The following is a 16751-nucleotide window of genomic DNA, read 5'->3' as shown; positions in this document are numbered from 1 at the left end:
GTCTTCTTCCTTCGTTTTCATGAAGCCACAAAAAAGCCTTGGCCGATTGCTCGGCCAAGGCTTGCTTAACGCGGATCTTAAGGTTGGATCTTAGTTAGGCAGGGCGAACACAGTGAGTGTACCACCCAATTTGGTGTAGGAGCCTAAGCTTCTGTACGCACCCACCGCGCCCAAACCTTCCGAGTTGGTTGATGAGGAGCCGTCGTCCAGACCGGCCGCGATACCGATACCTGCCCAGCCGCCGATACCTGACAGAACGCCAACATATTGTTTGCCTTCGAATTCCCAGGTATTAACGTTACCGATGATGCCGGATGGGGTTTTGAATTTGTACAATTCTTTACCGGTTTTGGCATCAACCGCTTTCAGGTAACCTTCCAGGGTGCCGTAGAATACGACCCCGCCCGCGGTAGCAACAGAGCCTGACCAAACAGAGAATTGCTCTTTGTTGGACCAAGCGATTTTGCCGGTTTTAGCATCCCATGCGGTGAATTGGCCGAGGTTAGTGGTGCCGTCTTTTTTACCAGTCAGAACATCGGCGCCAGCCGGCATCATGTTCAGAGTTGCGCCGACGTAAGGTTGGCCGGCGGTGTAGCTAACTTCGAACGGTTCGTACTCCATGCACAAGTGGTTGCCTGAGATGTAGAACAGGCCGGTTTGTGGAGAGTAAGAAACCGGTTGTTGGTTTTTCGCACCCAAAGCTGCAGGGCAAGTGCCAACGGTGTTGACGTCTTCGCCGTTATGTTCGGTAGAGAATTCAGGTACCACTTGTGGGCGGCCTGATTTCATGTCGACATGGGTTAGCCAGTTGACGGATTTGTCGAAGGTTTCGGCAACCAACAATTCGCCGGTTTCGCGGTCCAGGGTATATCCCACGCCGTTACGGTCGAAGTGAACGATGGTTTTGTGCATTTTGCCTTTGACTTCTTGATCGACCAGAACGGTTTCGTTGATACCGTCGTAGTCCCATTCGTCGTGCGGGGTCATTTGATAAACCCATTTAACTTCACCGGTGTCGGCGTCACGCGCCCACAAAGACATGGACCATTTGTTGTCGCCCGGACGTTGTACAGGGTTCCAGGTAGATGGGTTGCCTGAACCGTAATAGACCAAGTTCAGTTTAGGATCGTAAGAGTACCAGCCCCAAGTGGTGCCGCCGCCGATTTTCCATTGGTCGCCTTTCCAGGTAGCCAAGCTGGACTCAGGTCCCAGAGGGGTGACTTTGCCGTCTTGCCAGGTGGTGGATTTGCCCGGTTTGATCAGAGTGTCCTTGTCGGGACCCATGCTGTAACCTTTCCACGCCAATTGGCCGGTTTTGATGTCGTAGGCCGCCAGAAAGCCGCGAACACCGAATTCACCGCCGGAAATACCGGTCAGAACTTTGTCTTTAACAACGATAGGGGCGTTGGTATTGGTCATGCCCAGTTTCGGATCGCCGTTTTGCACGCTCCAAATACGTTTGCCGGTTTTAGCATCCAGCGCGGTCAGTACGGTGTCCGATTGCTGCAGGAAGATTTTGCCGTCGCCGTAAGCCAAGCCGCGGTTAACGGTATCGCAGCACATGACAGGGATGGTCACGTCGGCATCCATGGTTGGGGTGAATTCCCAGATGACCGCTTTGGTTTTTTGGTCGATCGCGTAAACGGTGTTAGGGAACGGAGTATGGATGTACAGAACGCCGTTAACAACCAGGGGACCGCCTTCGTGACCGCGCAGAACGCCGGTGGAGAAAGACCAAGCCGGTTGCAGATTTTTAACGTTTTGAGCGTTGATTTGCGACAGTTTGCTATAACGAGTGCCGGCGTAGTCGCCGCCCCAAGAAGCCCAGTTGGCAGGGTTTTGGGTTAATTTTTCTAAGTCGTCGTTAGCGGTAGAGACAGTTGGTGCAGCAAGAATAGTAGCTACAGTCGAAGCAAGCAGCCAGTTTGTTACAGGCTTCTTCATATGTTTCCTCCTGGTAATCTGCGGATGTACACAGAGTACGATTTTGTGTTGTTAAGACTAATATTAGTTTTAAAGCTCTGTTTGGATGACTGCCCGAAACGCCCGCTACCGGCCGCTCACAGCCTAGGCTAAGCCACGCCAAGCGCGTAAATTGAAGGATTTTTTCCTAAAAGTCAACCGGAAAAACTCTGGGAATCCCGGTTGGCGGGAATAATATCAAGCCTGATAATGCCTTAGCTTTTTCGTACATCGAGCGGTTCCGCGAAGGAAATTCCGCATCCCCCTAAACCGCAATAACCGTCCGGGTTTTTGGCCAAGTACTGCTGGTGCTCTTCCTCGGCATAGTAGAAGGTCGGTGCCGGGGCGATTTCCGTCGTGATCGAGCCGAGGCCGGCCGCGCTAAGGCGTTGTTGGTATTGTTGTTGGCTGGCCAGCGCTTCGGCGAGTTGCTGTTCGGTGTAGCAGTAAATGGTCGAACGATATTGGGTGCCAACGTCGTTGCCCTGGCGCATACCTTGCGTCGGGTCATGCGATTCCCAGAAAACCTGGAGCAAGTGGCGGTAATCGAGTAGGGCCGGATCGAATACCACCAAAACGACTTCGGCGTGACCGGTCATGCCGGTACAGAGTTCCTGGTAGGTGGGGTTGGGGGTGAATCCGCCGGCATAGCCGACCGCCGTCACATGCACGCCGGCCTGTTGCCAGAATTTTCGCTCGGCGCCCCAAAAACAGCCCAGACCAAAGACGGCTTGTTGCATGGATGCCGGAAACGGTGGGTGGTAGCCGTTGCCGCTGACGTGATGCTTACTGCCGCTGGCAATCGGATTGCGGCGGCCGGGTAAGGCTTGTTCAGGGCTGGGCATTGCGGATTTTTTAAACAGAATAGACATGGTGGACATCCCGTGGTCGAATCGAAGCATGGCGGGGATTATAATCCCGTCTCGATTTGGATAGGTTTCGGAACGATATGACACAACAAGATTGTTTAAGGCGGTTTCTATTTGAAGAAGCCGGTGCGCGCGGCGTATGGGTCAGGTTGCAACACAGCTTGCAAGATGCTAAGCAGCATCAGTCTTTGCCGAACGACGCGGTCGACGCTCAGTTTGGACAGGCACTGGCGGCGGTGGTGCTATTGTCGGCGACCATTAAGTTTAAGGGCGCGATGATTTTGCAGGTTCAGGGTGGCGGCGATCTGCGCGCGCTGGTCGCCCAATCCAGCAACGAGCGGCGGATTCGCGGGCTGGTGCGCAGTCAACCCGAGGTGGACGGTGAAACGTTGCGGGAAATGGTCGGCAACGGCGGCCGACTAGTGTTAACCGTGGAGTCCGACAGCGGCGAACCCTACCAAGGCATCGTCGCGTTCACCGAAGACAGTTTGGCCGAGGTACTGACGACTTATTTTCGGCAGTCGGAGCAGCTCGATACCCGCTTGTGGTTGTTTGCGAGTAACACGCATGCCGCCGGCTTGCTTCTGCAAGCCTTGCCTGGGGAATCCGCCGACAAAGCGGATTGGGAACGTTTGGAAATCCTGGCCGGCACCGTCACCGCCGACGAATTGCTGGGCCTGGACTGCGAGGACATCTTGCATCGCTTATTTCACGAGGAACAGGTCAGGCTATACGAAGCCGAGCCGGTGGCATTTCAATGCAGTTGCTCGCGGCAAAAAATTGCCGGCACTTTATCGGCGTTGGGACGGTCCGAGTTGGAGGCTATTTTGCGCGAACGCGACGACATCGAAGTCGATTGCCAGTTCTGTGGAGCCCAATACCGCTACGACAAAGTCGATGTCGAGCATTTACTGAACAATTCGGCGGTCGACAGCGGCCTGCCGTCGCCGACCAGACATTGAGGACGCGCATGAAAAAAGTCACCCGCATTTTTCGATTAGTGTTGGCCTTTGGCCTGCTCTCCACGTTGACCGGCTGCCTGCACTGGCTGCACGCCTATCAGACTTATCTGCAAATGGACGAATTCGACCGCTATTTCGCGGTGACGTCTAAAGACGATTTCACCGTGCATTTCAAGGAGCCGAGGTTGCTAAGCCAAGATTTCGTGTCGTTGGCCAAGTTGCACGCCAGCAGCGAGGAAAGAATCGGCGATGGCAAAAAATGGCGCTATTGGTTTCGCAAGATCGACAAGGACGGCAAGCCGATCAATCCGGAAATCAGTTTTTATCTGGATCTGGCCTTTAATAAAGAAGACAAAATCACCGACTGGACATTTTCCAATCTGTTTTTACAGATTGCGCCGCCGGAGTTTTTGGAAGCGTCGTTCCGTTCGTTGGGCGGTGCCGAGATCAACGAGGAAAAGCAGCAATTGAAAGCCAAGGCCGACCAGATGGAAAAAATCGCCGCCAAATTGCCGAAAAAGGCAGTCGTGGTCAAACAATTGGGTGAGCCGCTCGAGGTTGAGAATGAAGACAAGCAGGAAATTTACAAATACCACTTCCGCTTGGATGCCAGAGAGATCGAGGAAGGTTACGAAGATCGGGCTTTGAGCGAAGTCCGGCTGACATTCGATAAGGCCACGTCCGAACTGGTCAAAATGTCCGGACGCTTTGCCGGCCTAAAAATATCGATCAACTACCGCAATTTCCAGGACGACGACGAAAAAAAGGTGGCGGGGCTTTAAACCGTTAACCCGGCGCGAGCGAGGACTGCGTCGCGCCGGGGGCTGTATTTCCGCTTAGGCGCGGGTTTTCAGAATCGCCACGGCCGGCAATTCCTTGCCTTCCAGAAATTCCAGGAAAGCGCCGCCGCCGGTCGATGTATAAGACACTTTGTCGGCGATCGCATATTTGTCGATGGCTGCCAGGGTGTCGCCGCCGCCGGCAATCGAAAACGCCGGGCTTTCGGCAATCGCCAGCGACAGCGATTGGGTGCCTTCGCCGAATTGATCGATTTCGAACACGCCGACCGGGCCGTTCCAAACGATGGTGCCGGCGGTTTTCAGAATGTCGGCATATTGCCGGGCGGTTTCCGGCCCGATGTCCAAAATCAGGTCGTCGTCCGCCACGTCGCTAACCGCTTTGACCGTTGCCGCGGCGGATTCCGAAAATTCCTTGGCGCAGACCACGTCAACCGGTACCGGGATGTCGGCGCCGCGTTGCTTGGCGGCCGCGATCAGTTTTTGAGCTTCCGCGATTAAATCGGCTTCGTACAACGATTTGCCGACGTTATAGCCAGCCGCCGCGATGAAGGTATTGGCGATGCCGCCGCCGACGATCAATTGATCGACCTTGGTGGACAAGGATTCCAGCACGGTCAGCTTGGTGGACACCTTGGAGCCGCCGACGATGGCGACCAGCGGATGAGCCGGGGTTTCCAGCGCCTTGCCCAGCGCGTCTAGCTCCGCCGCCAGCAACGGGCCGGCACACGCGACAGGCGCGTATTCGGCGACGGCGTGGGTGGAGGCTTCGGCGCGATGGGCGGTGCCGAAGGCGTCCATCACGAAGATGTCGCACAATTTGGCCATCTTTTGGCCCAGCTCGGCATTGTTTTTCTTCTCGCCTTTATTAAAGCGGACGTTCTCGCACAGCACGACTTCGCCGGCCGCGACATCCACGCCATCCAGCCAATCTTTCACCAACCGCACCGGTTTGCCGAGCAATTGCGAAAAACGTTCGGCGACCGGTTTCAAGCTGGAAGCTTCGTCGTATTCGCCTTCGGTGGGACGGCCCAGATGCGACATCAAAATGACCGCCGCGCCTCCGGCCAAGGCCTTTTCCACGGTCGGTACGCTGGCTTGGATGCGCAAATCGCTGGTGACTTTGCCGTCCTTCACCGGCACGTTCAAATCCTGGCGGATCAACACGCGCTTGCCTGCCAGATCCAGATCGACCATTCGTTTGATAGACATAAGCTCTCCTTTGTGTGTAATAGTGTCGCCATTATAAAGTGTAACCGGCGCCGGCCGAATAAAAGTCGTCTTCCCGTGGGAGGCTTGAACTATATTTGCAATCTATTGCCCTCTTTCGCGGATAGATTCATGGCCAAAGCGTTAATTTTTGCGGTGATCGGCTGGTTGATCGCCTGGAGCGCATGTCTCCAGGCGCAAGTGCCGGCGACCGACGAGATTCAAGTGCTGATCGACGTGTCCGGCAGTATGAAGCAAAACGATCCGCATAATTTGCGCATTGAAGCCAGCCGTTTGCTGGTCAACTTATTACCGGATAATGCCAAGGCCGGTTTACGTTTGTTCGCTGAAAAAACCGAGGTCCTTTCCGCTAGCGACGCGGTTTCACCCGCCTGGAAACAGCAAGCCGGCAAGGCTACCGCGAATATTCACTCGCGCGGACTCTACACCAATATCGAGGACGCGATAAAAAGCGTCTTGGACGGTGGGTTTGCGGGAACGGGAAATAAACATCTGATTTTACTGACCGATGGTTTCGTCGATATTTCCAAGGACATTATGGAGAGTGCCGATTCGCGCGAGCGTATCCTCAGCGAATGGATACCGCGCTTGCAGCAAATGCGGGTCAAGGTCGAGACCATCGCGTTGTCCGCTCAAGCCGATAAGGAGTTGTTGCAACGCTTGGCGGGCGAGACCGGCGGATGGGCCGAAGTCGCCGAGTCGGCCGACCAGTTACAGCGGGTTTTCGTTAAGATGGCGCAAAAGGCCGCGCCCAAGGACAGTCTGCCGCTGGCGGGAAATCGCTTCGAGGTGGACGCCAGCATCAAGGAGTTTTCGGTGCTGGTGTTCAAGAAGCCCGGCGCGGCGCCGACTTTGTTGTGGACGCCGGATGGCGTAAAGCTCGGCAAGCAAAGCGCCTCCGGCAACGTGTCCTGGCTGGAGAGCGCCAATTACGATCTGATAACCGTCAGAGAGCCGCGCGCCGGTGAATGGCGCCTGGAAGCGGAGGTGGACCCGGATAACCGGGTCATGATCGTGACCGACTTGAAATTGCAACTGGGCGAATTGCCGAATTTCTTAACCGAAAAGCAGGGTTTGACCGTCAAAGCGCATTTTACCGATGGCGGCCAATTGATTGACAGGGCGGATTTTCTCGCGATGCTGAGCTTGCAGGTTACCGTGGACCAGCAGACGCCGACCAATATGGCGGCGACTGGCGAAGCGGGCTACTTTGGTTGGAATGCGCTGAATCCGGGGCTCGGTAAGCATCTGTTACGGGTAGTGGCCGACGGCAAGACTTTCCGGCGTGAAATCGTCCATGAGTTTGAAGTGGTGGCGGCACCGATTGCCGTCGAAAAGCAGATCGATATTGCCGCGCGTCGGGTCACGCTGACCTTGGTTCCCGATACCGCTCTCCTGGACACGACCGGGATGTCCGTCAACGTCAGCATCGGCCGAGCGGGTCAAGCCGGCGAATCCAGAGCGTTGACCGCGCACGACGGGCGCTGGGACTTGGTTTTGGCCGATGTTCCGATCGGCGGGACGACACAAGTCAGCTTTAGTGTTACTGCCCGCGGTAAGGACGGTAACACGTTGGAACCGTTGGTGCCGCCGGTCACGATAGACGATAGTTGGTTTGTCGCCGAGCCGACCGCCTCCGAGACACATCCGGCCGAACCGGATGTCGCGGCCGATGCGGAGCACGGCGATGCGGCCGCGCGAGAGAGCGAGGACGCTCATGGAGAGCCCGTGAGCGAGACCAATTGGTTGCAGGTTGCCGGCATTGTGCTGGGGTTGAACCTGCTGATCGCCGGAACTGGTTATTTCGGTTACCGGGCCTTTAAGCAAGCGCAATTTCGCAAACAGCAAGCGTTATTGGAGAGGTTGGCATGATTCAGCTCGACTCGGTCGTCGTGGTGCTGATGGCGGAAGCCCTAGTCGTATTGGTATTGTTAATGGCAGTATTGTTTTTCCTGTCTCGGAACCGGCGTGGCCGGGAAATGGCGGAAGTCGACCGCTTTATCGATCAAATGGACGAGCAAAGTTTGGTCAAACAACATCGGTTGGAACAATTTCTAGGCGAAGACTGCGGTTTGCCGGTCGAAACGGTCGAATCGGTGCTGACGGCGGTACTCAAAGCCGAGAGGGCCCTGTTCCAGCAAATATTTAGGCTGTTTTTACAGCGGGATTTGGCGACACTGGCCGACATCGAGAGAAAAATCGACGAATTGGCCGAGCCGTACCAGAATCTATTGGTCGATCACCCCGAGCCGACAAGCGGTGCCGTTGGGCAGGTCGACAAGCTGGCGGCCATGGAGCGCATCAACCAACAACTGGTTCGACAGCTGGACACCGCGATGAAAACCATAGACGAAATTTCCGCCGAATATACCCGCGTGTTTAGCGGCAATCAGACGGCGCTGGAATTGGAAAACAGCAGTAAGAAAATGTTGCAAGTGTTCGCGGAAGCCGAACACAGCATCCGGATCAATGTCGCTGGCGAGGCAGAGGAGTAGTATGGACGAATCGCTGCTGGTCGTGGTATTGGTCAATCTGCTGTTGGTGCTGTTGATCGCATTGGTTGCCTTGATGCTGGTCGCTTGGCGCAAGCGCAAACAGAGTCAGGCGGAGCTGGAGCATTTATTGGACGATATTAAGGACCGGCAGGGCCAGCGCAGCGATCAAATGGCTGAGATGCTCGTCGGCAAATACCGGCTGGACGAGCAAAAGGCGCGGGAGTTATCCGAAAGTCTGATTTTGGCCGAAAAACAGTTTTTGCACGGTTTTTTCGAGCAGCAAATGCAACAGCAAGCGGTTAGCGGCTTTTACGACGGTTTGTGCCGCTTGCTGAACAGTTATCTCAGTTCGATGCCGGGTTCCGAGACGGCCGAAGTAGCCGGCGAAGAGTCGCAGGACGACAACAGCGGACAAGAGACCGAGCCTTCCGACGAAAAAGAGAAGTCCGCCGTCGGCAACCCGCCGCCGGATTGGGGCGACGTGTTCGATTGAGTTTTTGAGAACGACAGGATGACGAGTATCTATATCATCGCCGAAGCCGGCGTGAATCATAACGGTGACCTGGACACCGCAATCGCGTTGATAGACGCTGCGGTGGCGGCGGGCGCCGATGCGGTCAAATTTCAAACCTTTAAAGCCGACAAACTGGTGACCGGTAAGGCCGGCAAGGCGGCCTATCAGCGAGAAACCACCGATGCCGGCGAGAGCCAACTGGCGATGCTGCGGAAACTGGAGCTGAAATACGAATTCCACGTGCGATTGCGCGACTACTGCGCCGAGCACGGTATCGAGTTTTTATCGACCGCGTTCGATTTCGACAGCTTGGCATTCTTGACCGGCGAAATCGGCGTTAGGCAACTGAAAGTACCTTCCGGTGAAATCACTAACGGTCCGTTTTTGCTGGCTCACGCCGCGACCGGAAAAGAGCTTGTGTTGTCCACCGGCATGGCGACTTTGGGTGAGGTGGAGACCGCGCTGGGGGTGTTGGCCTTCGGCTTCTTAGGTTGGGAGCGGCCGAGTTTGGCGCGGTTTCGGCAAGCTTACGGCTGCGACGCCGGCCAGGCGGCACTGCGAGAAAAAGTCACGTTGCTGCATTGCACCAGCGAGTATCCGACGCCGCTGGAACACGTTCAACTGCGGGCGATGGATACGCTGGCGCAAGCGTTCGGCTTGCGGGTGGGATATTCCGATCATACCGAGGGGTTGGCGGTGCCTATTGCCGCGGCGGCACGCGGCGCGGTGTTGATCGAAAAACATTTTACGTTGGATAGAGGCTTGCAGGGGCCGGATCATCGGGTTTCGCTGGAACCGGCGGAATTGACGCAAATGGTAGCGGCTATTCGCTCAGTCGAGTTGGCTTTGGGAGGTGCAGGCAAAATCCCGCAACCGATCGAGTTGCAAAATCGCGATGTGGTACGCAAAAGTCTGGTGGCGGTCGCGGATATTGCGATTGGCGAGCCGTTCAGCGTCGAAAATTTGGCGGCCAAACGGCCGGGCACAGGCTTGAGCCCGATGGAATATTGGCGGTTGTTGGGACAAACCAGCCCGCGCGCTTATCAAATGGACGATTTGATTTCATGAAGCTGCCGGTGGTTTTGCTCGGTAGCGGGGGGCACGCCAAGGTTTTGTTGGACATTTTGCGGCGCCTGGAGGTCGATATTCTGGGAGTCGCCGACCCGGCCAAGCGACAAGGTGATAGTTGGCTCGACCTACCTGTATTGGGCGGGGATGAGGTCGTTGCCGATTACGGCTCAGAAGACATTGCGCTGATAAACGGGCTTGGCTCGCTGCCCCGTGACCCCGGCACGCGGTCTCGACTTTTCGAGACATTCGCCGAGCGCGGTTACCGCTTCGGTCATGTCGTCGATCCGACGTGTTTTTTGGCGGGGAGCGTGGAATTGGCGGCTGGCGTGCAAATCATGGCGGGCGCCATAATTCAGGCAGGCACGCATATTGCTGAGAACACCATCGTAAACAGCGGTGCCATCGTCGAGCACGACTGCGTAATCGGCCGCCATGTGCATGTCGCACCGGGCGCGGTGTTAAGCGGAGGTGTCGAAATTGGCGATAGGACACATGTCGGTGCCGGCGCGGTCGTAATCCAAGGAATTCGCGTGGGCGCGGGTAGCGTGATAGGTGCCGGCAGTGTCGTGACGCGCGACGTTGCGGTTCGGCAAATCGTCTATCCGGCCCGATCGCAGCTCAAGGATATTGAATCATGAAACAGCATTGGCAACAGGTAGTGATAAGTCCGGAAGCAACGTTACGGACCACGATAGAGGTGATCGACCGTGGCGCGCTGCAAATCGCGTTGGTAGTGGATGAAGACGGGCGCTTGGTCGGGGTGGTTACCGATGGCGACATTCGCCGAGCCTTGATTCGGGGCCTGGCGCTGGAGCATCCGGTCGGCGAAGTGATGAACAAGCGGCCTAAGGTGGCCAGCGAGACCGACAGTAAGACCCAATTGATCGCGGTGATGGAGGGGCATCATTTGTATCAGTTGCCGGTGGTGGACGAGCGTGGCCGAGTGGTGCGCTTGGAATCGCTGCAGGCTTTATACAAGCAGCCGGCTTTTCCGAATCCGGTGTTTTTGATGGCGGGGGGATTCGGCAAACGGCTGCGGCCTTATACCGACGATAGGCCGAAACCATTACTAGAAATCGGCGGAAAGCCGATTCTGGAAACCATCATCGAAAATTTCGTGAAATCAGGTTTCCGCCAATTCTTTATCGCGGTGCATTACCGGGCCGACCAGATCAAGGATTACTTCGGAGAGGGCGATCGCTGGGGGATAAGCATTCGGTATATCGACGAGGTCGAGCCGATGGGGACGGCCGGTGCGATCGGGTTACTGCCTGATAGCTTGCCGGACGTGCCATTGATCGTCATGAATGGCGATATCTTGACCCAGATCGACTTTTCGCGATTGTTGGCTTACCACAACGAACAGCAAGCGATCGCGACGATGTGCGTCCGCCAGTACGAGTATCAGATTCCTTACGGCGTCGTGATGTTGGAACAGCAACGGATCGTCGGTATCGAGGAAAAGCCGTTGCAGAGCTGCTTGGCCAACGCCGGAATCTATGTGCTCGATCACAGTTTGATTGCAGGGATCGCCGGCCAGAAAAGCCTGGATATGCCGGCACTGTTTAACCAGCAAATCGCGCTAGGCGAGACGGTGTCTATGTTTCCGGTGAACGACTATTGGCTGGATATTGGTCGGGAAGCCGATTTTCTGCGCGCGCAGGGCGAATTCGCCAAATATTTTTGATGACGAGGGTTAAAGGATTTCAAATCGGGGCCGATACATCCAGCGAGTTTGAAAACAAACCTTTTTTTCGTAAATCAACCAAAACAAATAATTCCGGCGGCGGCTCAGTTTTCGGATTTTGGAGGGTAACATCATGGCAATGGTAATCAACACAAACGTAGCTTCGTTGAACAGTCAAAGGTTTTTGAGCAATACCAACATGTCTTTGCAGACTTCGATGGAGCGCTTATCTTCCGGTTTGCGGGTGAATTCCGCGAAAGACGACGCGGCCGGTTTAGCGATTAGCGACAAGATGACATCGCAAATCCGGGGTATGACGGTGGCGGTGCGTAACGCGAACGACGGCATTTCGATGGCGCAAACGGCCGAGTCCGGCATGGGCGCTCTCACCGATACCTTGCAACGGATGCGCGATTTGTCCGTACAGGCGGCCAACAGGGCGGCGGTCGGTTCTTCCGACCGCGAGAAATTACAAACCGAATTCAAGCAATTGGGTTTGGAGATGAAACGTATCATTCAGAATACCGAATTCAACGGTAAGAAAATTTTGAACGGTTCGTTGAAAAACGCTAACTTTCAAGTGGGTGCCAATACCGCCACGGATAACCAGGTTTCCGTGAATATTTCCGATTTAACCGCGGTCAACAGCTTGAGCGCCTTGTTCGGTACCAAATTGTCGATTGGGTCGATGGCGACCTCTGGAAACGTCAGATCGGCAATGACAGCGATTGATACCGCGATCAAAAAGATAGATACTTTTAGATCTACATTGGGTGCGATTCAAAACCGGTTTACAACGACAATTGCCAACTTGAACTCGTCGATCGAGAATCAAAGCGCGGCAAGATCCCGGATCCTGGATGCGGACTTCGCGACAGAGACATCGAACTTGAGTAGACAGCAAATTCTGCAACAAGCGGGTACCGCAATGTTGGCGCAAGCGAATCAGTCTACGCAAAACGTCTTGAGTTTGCTCCGGTAGTTTGGATAGGAAGATTGCGCCGTCATGGCGCAATCTTTCCTTTAACACTGACAACATAGGGTGAGCATCATGAATAGTGAAATTTCAAATGTGCTGAAGCTAGCCCCCTTGACTGTTGTGAAAACCGATAAGCAAACGGATGAAAAGTCGTTTTCCAGCACTAGAACCGAGGCGAATCAAGCCAGTTCGGCGGTGTCTGCGTTGCAAAGCGATTCAACGGCGTCTTCTTTGAATTCGAAACAGGACGAGGACAAGCAGAACGACGCTAAAGTGACATTGGATACGGTAAAGCAGGCGGCCGATCAAGGCAATTCGCTGTTGCAGGCCGTAACCCGCAATCTGCAATTTAAAGTGGACGATTCAACGCAAGAATTGGTCGTCAAGATTGTCGATAGCGAAACCGGCGATGTGGTAAGGCAAATTCCGTCGGAGGAAATGTTGGCGTTTATCAGGCGAATGCAAGAGTTAGACGGGCATCAAGGTTCGGTTATTCAGGATCGGGCTTAGCGTGGGATAGCGGCGGTTCGTTGAGGAGGGTGTCATGAGCATAGTTTCCACGACAGGTATCGGTAGCGGTATCGACATTAATTCGCTGGTCTCTCAATTGGTAACCGCTGAGGGCCAGCCGGCCTTCAACGCGATTCAGCGTCAGGAGGACGCCGCCAACGCCCGGTTGAGCGGCTTGGGTACGTTGAAGAGCGGACTGTCAGACTTTCAGACGGCGCTCGCTTCGTTGAAAGACGGTAGTGTTTTTAAGACCCACACCGCTTCCTCCTCCGACGAATCTATTTTGAAGGCAACCGCCGGAGCCTCGGCGGTTGCCGGTTCATATTCGCTGGAAGTGACCCAGCTGGCCAAGGCTCAAAAGTCGATCGCCAAAGCCGAGTTTTCCGATATTACGACTACGACGGTCGGTACCGGTACTTTATCGTTTACCGCGACTTCGGGTTCGACATTCAGCCTGACCGTGGACAGTAGTAACAATACGCTGGAGAAAATGCGTGATGCGATCAATAGCGCGTCGGGCAATAGTTTCGTCAGCGCCAGCATCGTTAATGTCGACAATGCCGCCGGAACCGGCACGGTATCTAAACTGGTGTTGACAGCCAAAAACAGCGGCACGACGAATGCGTTTACTGTCAGTGGTAGCGATAGCGACGGCAACGATACGGATACTTCCGGGCTGTCTCAGTTGTTTTCGACGAATTTCGATAATCCATCGGTTGCCCAAGACGCGATTATTAAGGTGGACGGACAGACTGCAACGCGTAGCAGCAATACTATCACCGATGTCTTACCGGGAGTGACGCTCAATTTACAGTCCCAAGAGCCTGGTACTTCGGTAAACATAGACATCGGTGTGGATAAGGCCGCGATTACCAAGTCTATCAACAGTTTCGTTACGGCTTACAACAAACTGCACACCACCACCAAAGACCTTGGCAAATACGGCGGCAGTACCGATGGCAGCGGCGACGGTAACGGCGCGTTAATTGGCGATGCAACCTTACGTTATGTCACCAGCCAAGTGCGGACAAATACGACCTCGGTGGTTTCGTCGGCGACAGGCAATTACAACTCCTTAGCGTTAATTGGCGTCAAAATCGATAAAGATGGCGTGATGTCCTTGGACAGTACCCAGCTAGATACCGCCTTGGCGGCCGATTTCGATTCGGTCGGCGATGTGTTTTCTTCAAGCGACGGTGTTGCCACCCGTCTGGACTCGACGTTAACGGGATTGTTGCAGTCCGGCGGTAACTTGGATACTCAGCAAAGCTCGTTGAAAAAGCAATTAACCACATTGGAAGATAGGCGGACCGACGTGCAGGTTAGGATGGATAACTTTCAGAAATCCTTGCAAAAGCAATTTACCGCGATGGATGTGCTGGTCGGGCAATTTAATTCGACTGGTTCATTTTTGACAAGTTGGATCAATAATTTATAAACCGGAAGGGGGATTCCCATGTATGTAGATGCCCATAAGAGAGGTGCTAGGCAATATGCCGATGTGCACACTTCCAGCGGTCTCGGAGAGGATTCTCCGCATCGTTTGATTCAGATGTTGATGGAGGGTTTCTTGGCTAGAGTCAACTCCGCGAAGGGCGCGATAGCCCATCATGACATGGAGGCCAAAAGTATCTACATCTCCAAGGCGATCGGCATCGTTGGCGGCTTGAATGAAGCCGTGGATTTGGAACGTGGTGGCGAAATCGCGGCCAATCTGCGCCAACTATACGACTATATGAACATCCGGCTATTGGAAGCCAGTCGCGAAAACAGCGAAGACAAGCTTAACGAAGTCGCGACATTGATGCGCGACATTAAGGAAGCTTGGGATGCGATTGCGTGATGGCAACCGGTCCTCGCGTTGATTTCCTGGCCTGGCAAGAGCGTCTGGAGCAATTTAACGCAGCCATAAAAGGCCACATAACCCAGGAGGACTGGGAAAATTTGTCGGTTTTATTGAACGAGAGGCAGGCTTGGCTGGAGGCGTTAGCGACGATGCCGCTAGCCGAATCGGAAAAACCTCAGGCGAAGCAGTTCGCGCGGAACGTGGCCGAACTGGATAACGCGTTTCTGGCGCAGATCCAACAACTTCAAGCTCAAGCCAAGACCAATCAATTGGCTTTCGAAAAAGGCAAGCGTGCGTTACGCGCCTATCGCGCTGGTTAAGTTCAATCGCCAGTTTAGAAAACTGCCCAAGATCGGCTTCCGCGAGATTGGTTCAATCCTGTGCTAAGGGGGTGTTGCTTGAGCTTTTCTTGCGTCAACTCCAAGTAGAAGTAAACTCATTCTTTATCCTATCGAAATGCCAAATCAGCTTCCTCGCTGATCCCCGCCTCCGGAATTCTTCGGATCTCGAAAATAGCTATCAATCTGAACGTGTCGTACAAATGGCAAGGCCGGAAATGTTAGGTCGCCGGTTTTAGTGTTCACCGGCCACTTGCGAGGCCAATCTTTTACGGCAGTAAAGCTTCGGCAAAATCCCGTCGAGACTTGTCTCAGTCTGCTTTTAGCGGCGAGGGAAGATTATTAGGCGCGTCCGATAATTGTACGGCGGCGTGTCGTCAAAAAATTGTCGCCGGCCGGCGTTGGCGGCAAGCGGAGCGGCAAAATCCCGTTGCCGCTACGGATAGATAGGCGATGTTTCACGAAGCAAAATTTTATAATTTATTGAAAATAAAGTAATTTTATTTGTTGGCATGGAAAGTGATTGATTCTGGATGGCGGCAAACATGCCTACTTCATTCAGGATAAACCGGGAGAACGATCATGCCATCATCAATGGTCATTAATACGAACATCGCTTCGTTGAACAGCCAAAAGTTTTTAAGCAGGACGAACGACAGTTTGCAAACGTCGATGGAACGTCTGTCCTCTGGTTTGCGAGTCAACAGCGCCAAGGACGATGCGGCCGGCTTGGCGATAGCCGATAGAATGACGTCGCAAATTCGCGGCATGACGGTCGCGATGCGCAACGCCAACGACGGCATTTCGATGGCGCAAACCGCTGAGGCGGGGATGGGAACCATCACAGAGACTTTGCAGCGCATGCGCGACCTTGCCGTGCAAGCGGCCAACCGGGCGGCGGTGAGTACCGAAGACCGACAAAAATTGCAGACGGAATTCAAGCAATTGGGTGCCGAGGTCAAGCGTATCATTCAAAATACCGAATTCAACGGCAAGAAAATTTTGAACGGTTCGTTAAAAAATGCCAATTTTCAGATCGGTGCCAACACCGCGACCGACAACCAAATTTCGGTGACAGTCTCGGATTTGGCGACCGTTAATAGCTTAAGCGCCTTGTTTGGCACTAAATTGTCGATCGGTTCCGACGCGACCTCAAACAACGTTCGGTCGGCGATTAACGCAATCGATACCGCGATTCGAAAAGTCGACGTGTTCCGTTCCAATTTGGGTGCGATTCAGAACCGGTTTATGACGACGATCTCCAACTTGCAATCGTCTATTGAAAATCAAAGTTCGGCGCGTTCGCGGATTATGGATGCCGATTTTGCTTCGGAAACTTCGAACTTGAGTCGCGGCCAAATCTTGCAACAGGCTGGAACCGCGATGCTGGCGCAGGCCAACAAAGTAACGCAAGGCGTGTTGCAGTTGTTGCAATAACGCCGGCTTGAGTTTAGCCGTGCAAACGGGATAATGGTCGAGATGCCGACTAAC

17 protein-coding genes are annotated in these 16751 nt (G+C 54.2%); 14 read left to right on the top strand and 3 right to left on the bottom strand.

Annotated elements, in window-relative coordinates; all coding sequences use genetic code 11:
- Positions 1-90: 90 nt before the first annotated feature.
- Together ACQE3D_RS20125 and msrA are read right to left on the bottom strand one after the other, a co-directional pair.
- Positions 91-1944, bottom strand: coding sequence for a methanol/ethanol family PQQ-dependent dehydrogenase (locus ACQE3D_RS20125; protein ID WP_064030701.1), 1854 nt, complete (start codon positions 1942-1944; stop codon positions 91-93).
- Between the two features lie 233 nt (positions 1945-2177).
- Positions 2178-2834: a peptide-methionine (S)-S-oxide reductase MsrA gene (gene msrA / locus ACQE3D_RS20120; RefSeq protein WP_313730724.1), complete on the bottom strand. Its 657-nt coding sequence runs from the start codon at positions 2832-2834 to the stop codon at positions 2178-2180.
- 77 nt (positions 2835-2911) lie between these two features.
- Between msrA and hslO the strand changes: the two genes are divergently transcribed.
- Positions 2912-3793: an Hsp33 family molecular chaperone HslO gene (hslO, locus tag ACQE3D_RS20115; protein ID WP_313730725.1), complete on the top strand. Its 882-nt coding sequence runs from the start codon at positions 2912-2914 to the stop codon at positions 3791-3793.
- A gap of 8 nt (positions 3794-3801) precedes the next feature.
- The gene (locus tag ACQE3D_RS20110; RefSeq protein WP_313730726.1) at positions 3802-4575 is read left to right on the top strand and encodes a hypothetical protein; all 774 of its coding nucleotides are present in this window, start codon (positions 3802-3804) and stop codon (positions 4573-4575) included.
- Between the two features lie 54 nt (positions 4576-4629).
- On the opposite strand, the gene ACQE3D_RS20105 is transcribed toward ACQE3D_RS20110, so the two are convergent.
- Positions 4630-5802: a phosphoglycerate kinase gene (locus ACQE3D_RS20105; RefSeq protein WP_071160548.1), complete on the bottom strand. Its 1173-nt coding sequence runs from the start codon at positions 5800-5802 to the stop codon at positions 4630-4632.
- 129 nt (positions 5803-5931) lie between these two features.
- Here ACQE3D_RS20105 and ACQE3D_RS20100 point away from each other — a divergent pair, with 129 nt between their 5' ends.
- From ACQE3D_RS20100 to ACQE3D_RS20045, 12 genes are all read left to right on the top strand, one after another.
- On the top strand, positions 5932-7692 hold the full coding sequence (locus tag ACQE3D_RS20100; protein WP_313730728.1) for a VWA domain-containing protein: 1761 nt from the start codon (positions 5932-5934) through the stop codon (positions 7690-7692).
- Positions 7689-8315, top strand: coding sequence for a hypothetical protein (locus ACQE3D_RS20095; RefSeq protein ID WP_313730729.1), 627 nt, complete (start codon positions 7689-7691; stop codon positions 8313-8315). Before ACQE3D_RS20100 ends, ACQE3D_RS20095 begins: the two co-directional genes overlap by 4 nt.
- A 1-nt stretch (position 8316) precedes the next feature.
- The gene (locus ACQE3D_RS20090; RefSeq protein ID WP_313730731.1) at positions 8317-8808 is read left to right on the top strand and encodes a hypothetical protein; all 492 of its coding nucleotides are present in this window, start codon (positions 8317-8319) and stop codon (positions 8806-8808) included.
- 18 nt (positions 8809-8826) lie between these two features.
- Entirely contained in the window at positions 8827-9897 is a 1071-nt protein-coding gene (gene neuB, locus ACQE3D_RS20085; RefSeq protein WP_313730732.1) for an N-acetylneuraminate synthase, read from the top strand.
- Positions 9894-10538, top strand: a complete 645-nt coding sequence (locus ACQE3D_RS20080; protein WP_313730733.1) for an acetyltransferase — start codon at positions 9894-9896, stop codon at positions 10536-10538. Before neuB ends, ACQE3D_RS20080 begins: the two co-directional genes overlap by 4 nt.
- On the top strand, positions 10535-11587 hold the full coding sequence (locus ACQE3D_RS20075) for a nucleotidyltransferase family protein (protein ID WP_313730734.1): 1053 nt from the start codon (positions 10535-10537) through the stop codon (positions 11585-11587). The genes ACQE3D_RS20080 and ACQE3D_RS20075 overlap by 4 nt, the downstream gene beginning before the upstream one ends.
- 133 nt (positions 11588-11720) lie before the next feature.
- On the top strand, positions 11721-12569 hold the full coding sequence (locus ACQE3D_RS20070; RefSeq protein ID WP_064030690.1) for a flagellin: 849 nt from the start codon (positions 11721-11723) through the stop codon (positions 12567-12569).
- A gap of 69 nt (positions 12570-12638) precedes the next feature.
- Complete coding sequence (locus tag ACQE3D_RS20065) at positions 12639-13076, top strand: flagellar protein FlaG (RefSeq protein ID WP_064030689.1); 438 nt, start codon at positions 12639-12641, stop codon at positions 13074-13076.
- Between the two features lie 34 nt (positions 13077-13110).
- Complete coding sequence (gene fliD / locus ACQE3D_RS20060; protein ID WP_071160542.1) at positions 13111-14514, top strand: flagellar filament capping protein FliD; 1404 nt, start codon at positions 13111-13113, stop codon at positions 14512-14514.
- Between the two features lie 18 nt (positions 14515-14532).
- Positions 14533-14919, top strand: coding sequence for a flagellar export chaperone FliS (fliS, locus tag ACQE3D_RS20055; protein WP_064030687.1), 387 nt, complete (start codon positions 14533-14535; stop codon positions 14917-14919).
- A complete protein-coding gene (fliT, locus tag ACQE3D_RS20050) occupies positions 14919-15242 on the top strand; it encodes a flagellar protein FliT (RefSeq protein ID WP_168032653.1) in 324 nt (107 codons plus the stop codon). The genes fliS and fliT overlap by 1 nt, the downstream gene beginning before the upstream one ends.
- Positions 15243-15842: 600 nt before the next feature.
- The gene (locus tag ACQE3D_RS20045) at positions 15843-16697 is read left to right on the top strand and encodes a flagellin (RefSeq protein WP_064030685.1); all 855 of its coding nucleotides are present in this window, start codon (positions 15843-15845) and stop codon (positions 16695-16697) included.
- Positions 16698-16751: the final 54 nt, after the last annotated feature.

It is taken from the genome of Methylomonas sp. MS20, assembly GCF_050275925.1.
Lineage (GTDB): Bacteria > Pseudomonadota > Gammaproteobacteria > Methylococcales > Methylomonadaceae > Methylomonas > Methylomonas koyamae_A.
This window is presented reverse-complemented; position numbering and strand designations above follow the sequence as displayed.

Coding starts and splice junctions, on each gene's coding strand:
- msrA (WP_313730724.1), bottom strand. CDS start 2,834: ATGTCTATTCTGTTTAAAAAATCCGCAATGCCCAGCCCTGAACAAGCC.
- fliT (WP_168032653.1), top strand. CDS start 14,919: ATGGCAACCGGTCCTCGCGTTGATTTCCTGGCCTGGCAAGAGCGTCTG.
- ACQE3D_RS20105 (WP_071160548.1), bottom strand. CDS start 5,802: ATGTCTATCAAACGAATGGTCGATCTGGATCTGGCAGGCAAGCGCGTG.
- ACQE3D_RS20110 (WP_313730726.1), top strand. CDS start 3,802: ATGAAAAAAGTCACCCGCATTTTTCGATTAGTGTTGGCCTTTGGCCTG.
- ACQE3D_RS20095 (WP_313730729.1), top strand. CDS start 7,689: ATGATTCAGCTCGACTCGGTCGTCGTGGTGCTGATGGCGGAAGCCCTA.
- ACQE3D_RS20090 (WP_313730731.1), top strand. CDS start 8,317: ATGGACGAATCGCTGCTGGTCGTGGTATTGGTCAATCTGCTGTTGGTG.
- ACQE3D_RS20100 (WP_313730728.1), top strand. CDS start 5,932: ATGGCCAAAGCGTTAATTTTTGCGGTGATCGGCTGGTTGATCGCCTGG.
- neuB (WP_313730732.1), top strand. CDS start 8,827: ATGACGAGTATCTATATCATCGCCGAAGCCGGCGTGAATCATAACGGT.
- hslO (WP_313730725.1), top strand. CDS start 2,912: ATGACACAACAAGATTGTTTAAGGCGGTTTCTATTTGAAGAAGCCGGT.
- fliD (WP_071160542.1), top strand. CDS start 13,111: ATGAGCATAGTTTCCACGACAGGTATCGGTAGCGGTATCGACATTAAT.
- ACQE3D_RS20045 (WP_064030685.1), top strand. CDS start 15,843: ATGCCATCATCAATGGTCATTAATACGAACATCGCTTCGTTGAACAGC.
- ACQE3D_RS20070 (WP_064030690.1), top strand. CDS start 11,721: ATGGCAATGGTAATCAACACAAACGTAGCTTCGTTGAACAGTCAAAGG.
- ACQE3D_RS20125 (WP_064030701.1), bottom strand. CDS start 1,944: ATGAAGAAGCCTGTAACAAACTGGCTGCTTGCTTCGACTGTAGCTACT.
- ACQE3D_RS20065 (WP_064030689.1), top strand. CDS start 12,639: ATGAATAGTGAAATTTCAAATGTGCTGAAGCTAGCCCCCTTGACTGTT.
- ACQE3D_RS20075 (WP_313730734.1), top strand. CDS start 10,535: ATGAAACAGCATTGGCAACAGGTAGTGATAAGTCCGGAAGCAACGTTA.
- fliS (WP_064030687.1), top strand. CDS start 14,533: ATGTATGTAGATGCCCATAAGAGAGGTGCTAGGCAATATGCCGATGTG.
- ACQE3D_RS20080 (WP_313730733.1), top strand. CDS start 9,894: ATGAAGCTGCCGGTGGTTTTGCTCGGTAGCGGGGGGCACGCCAAGGTT.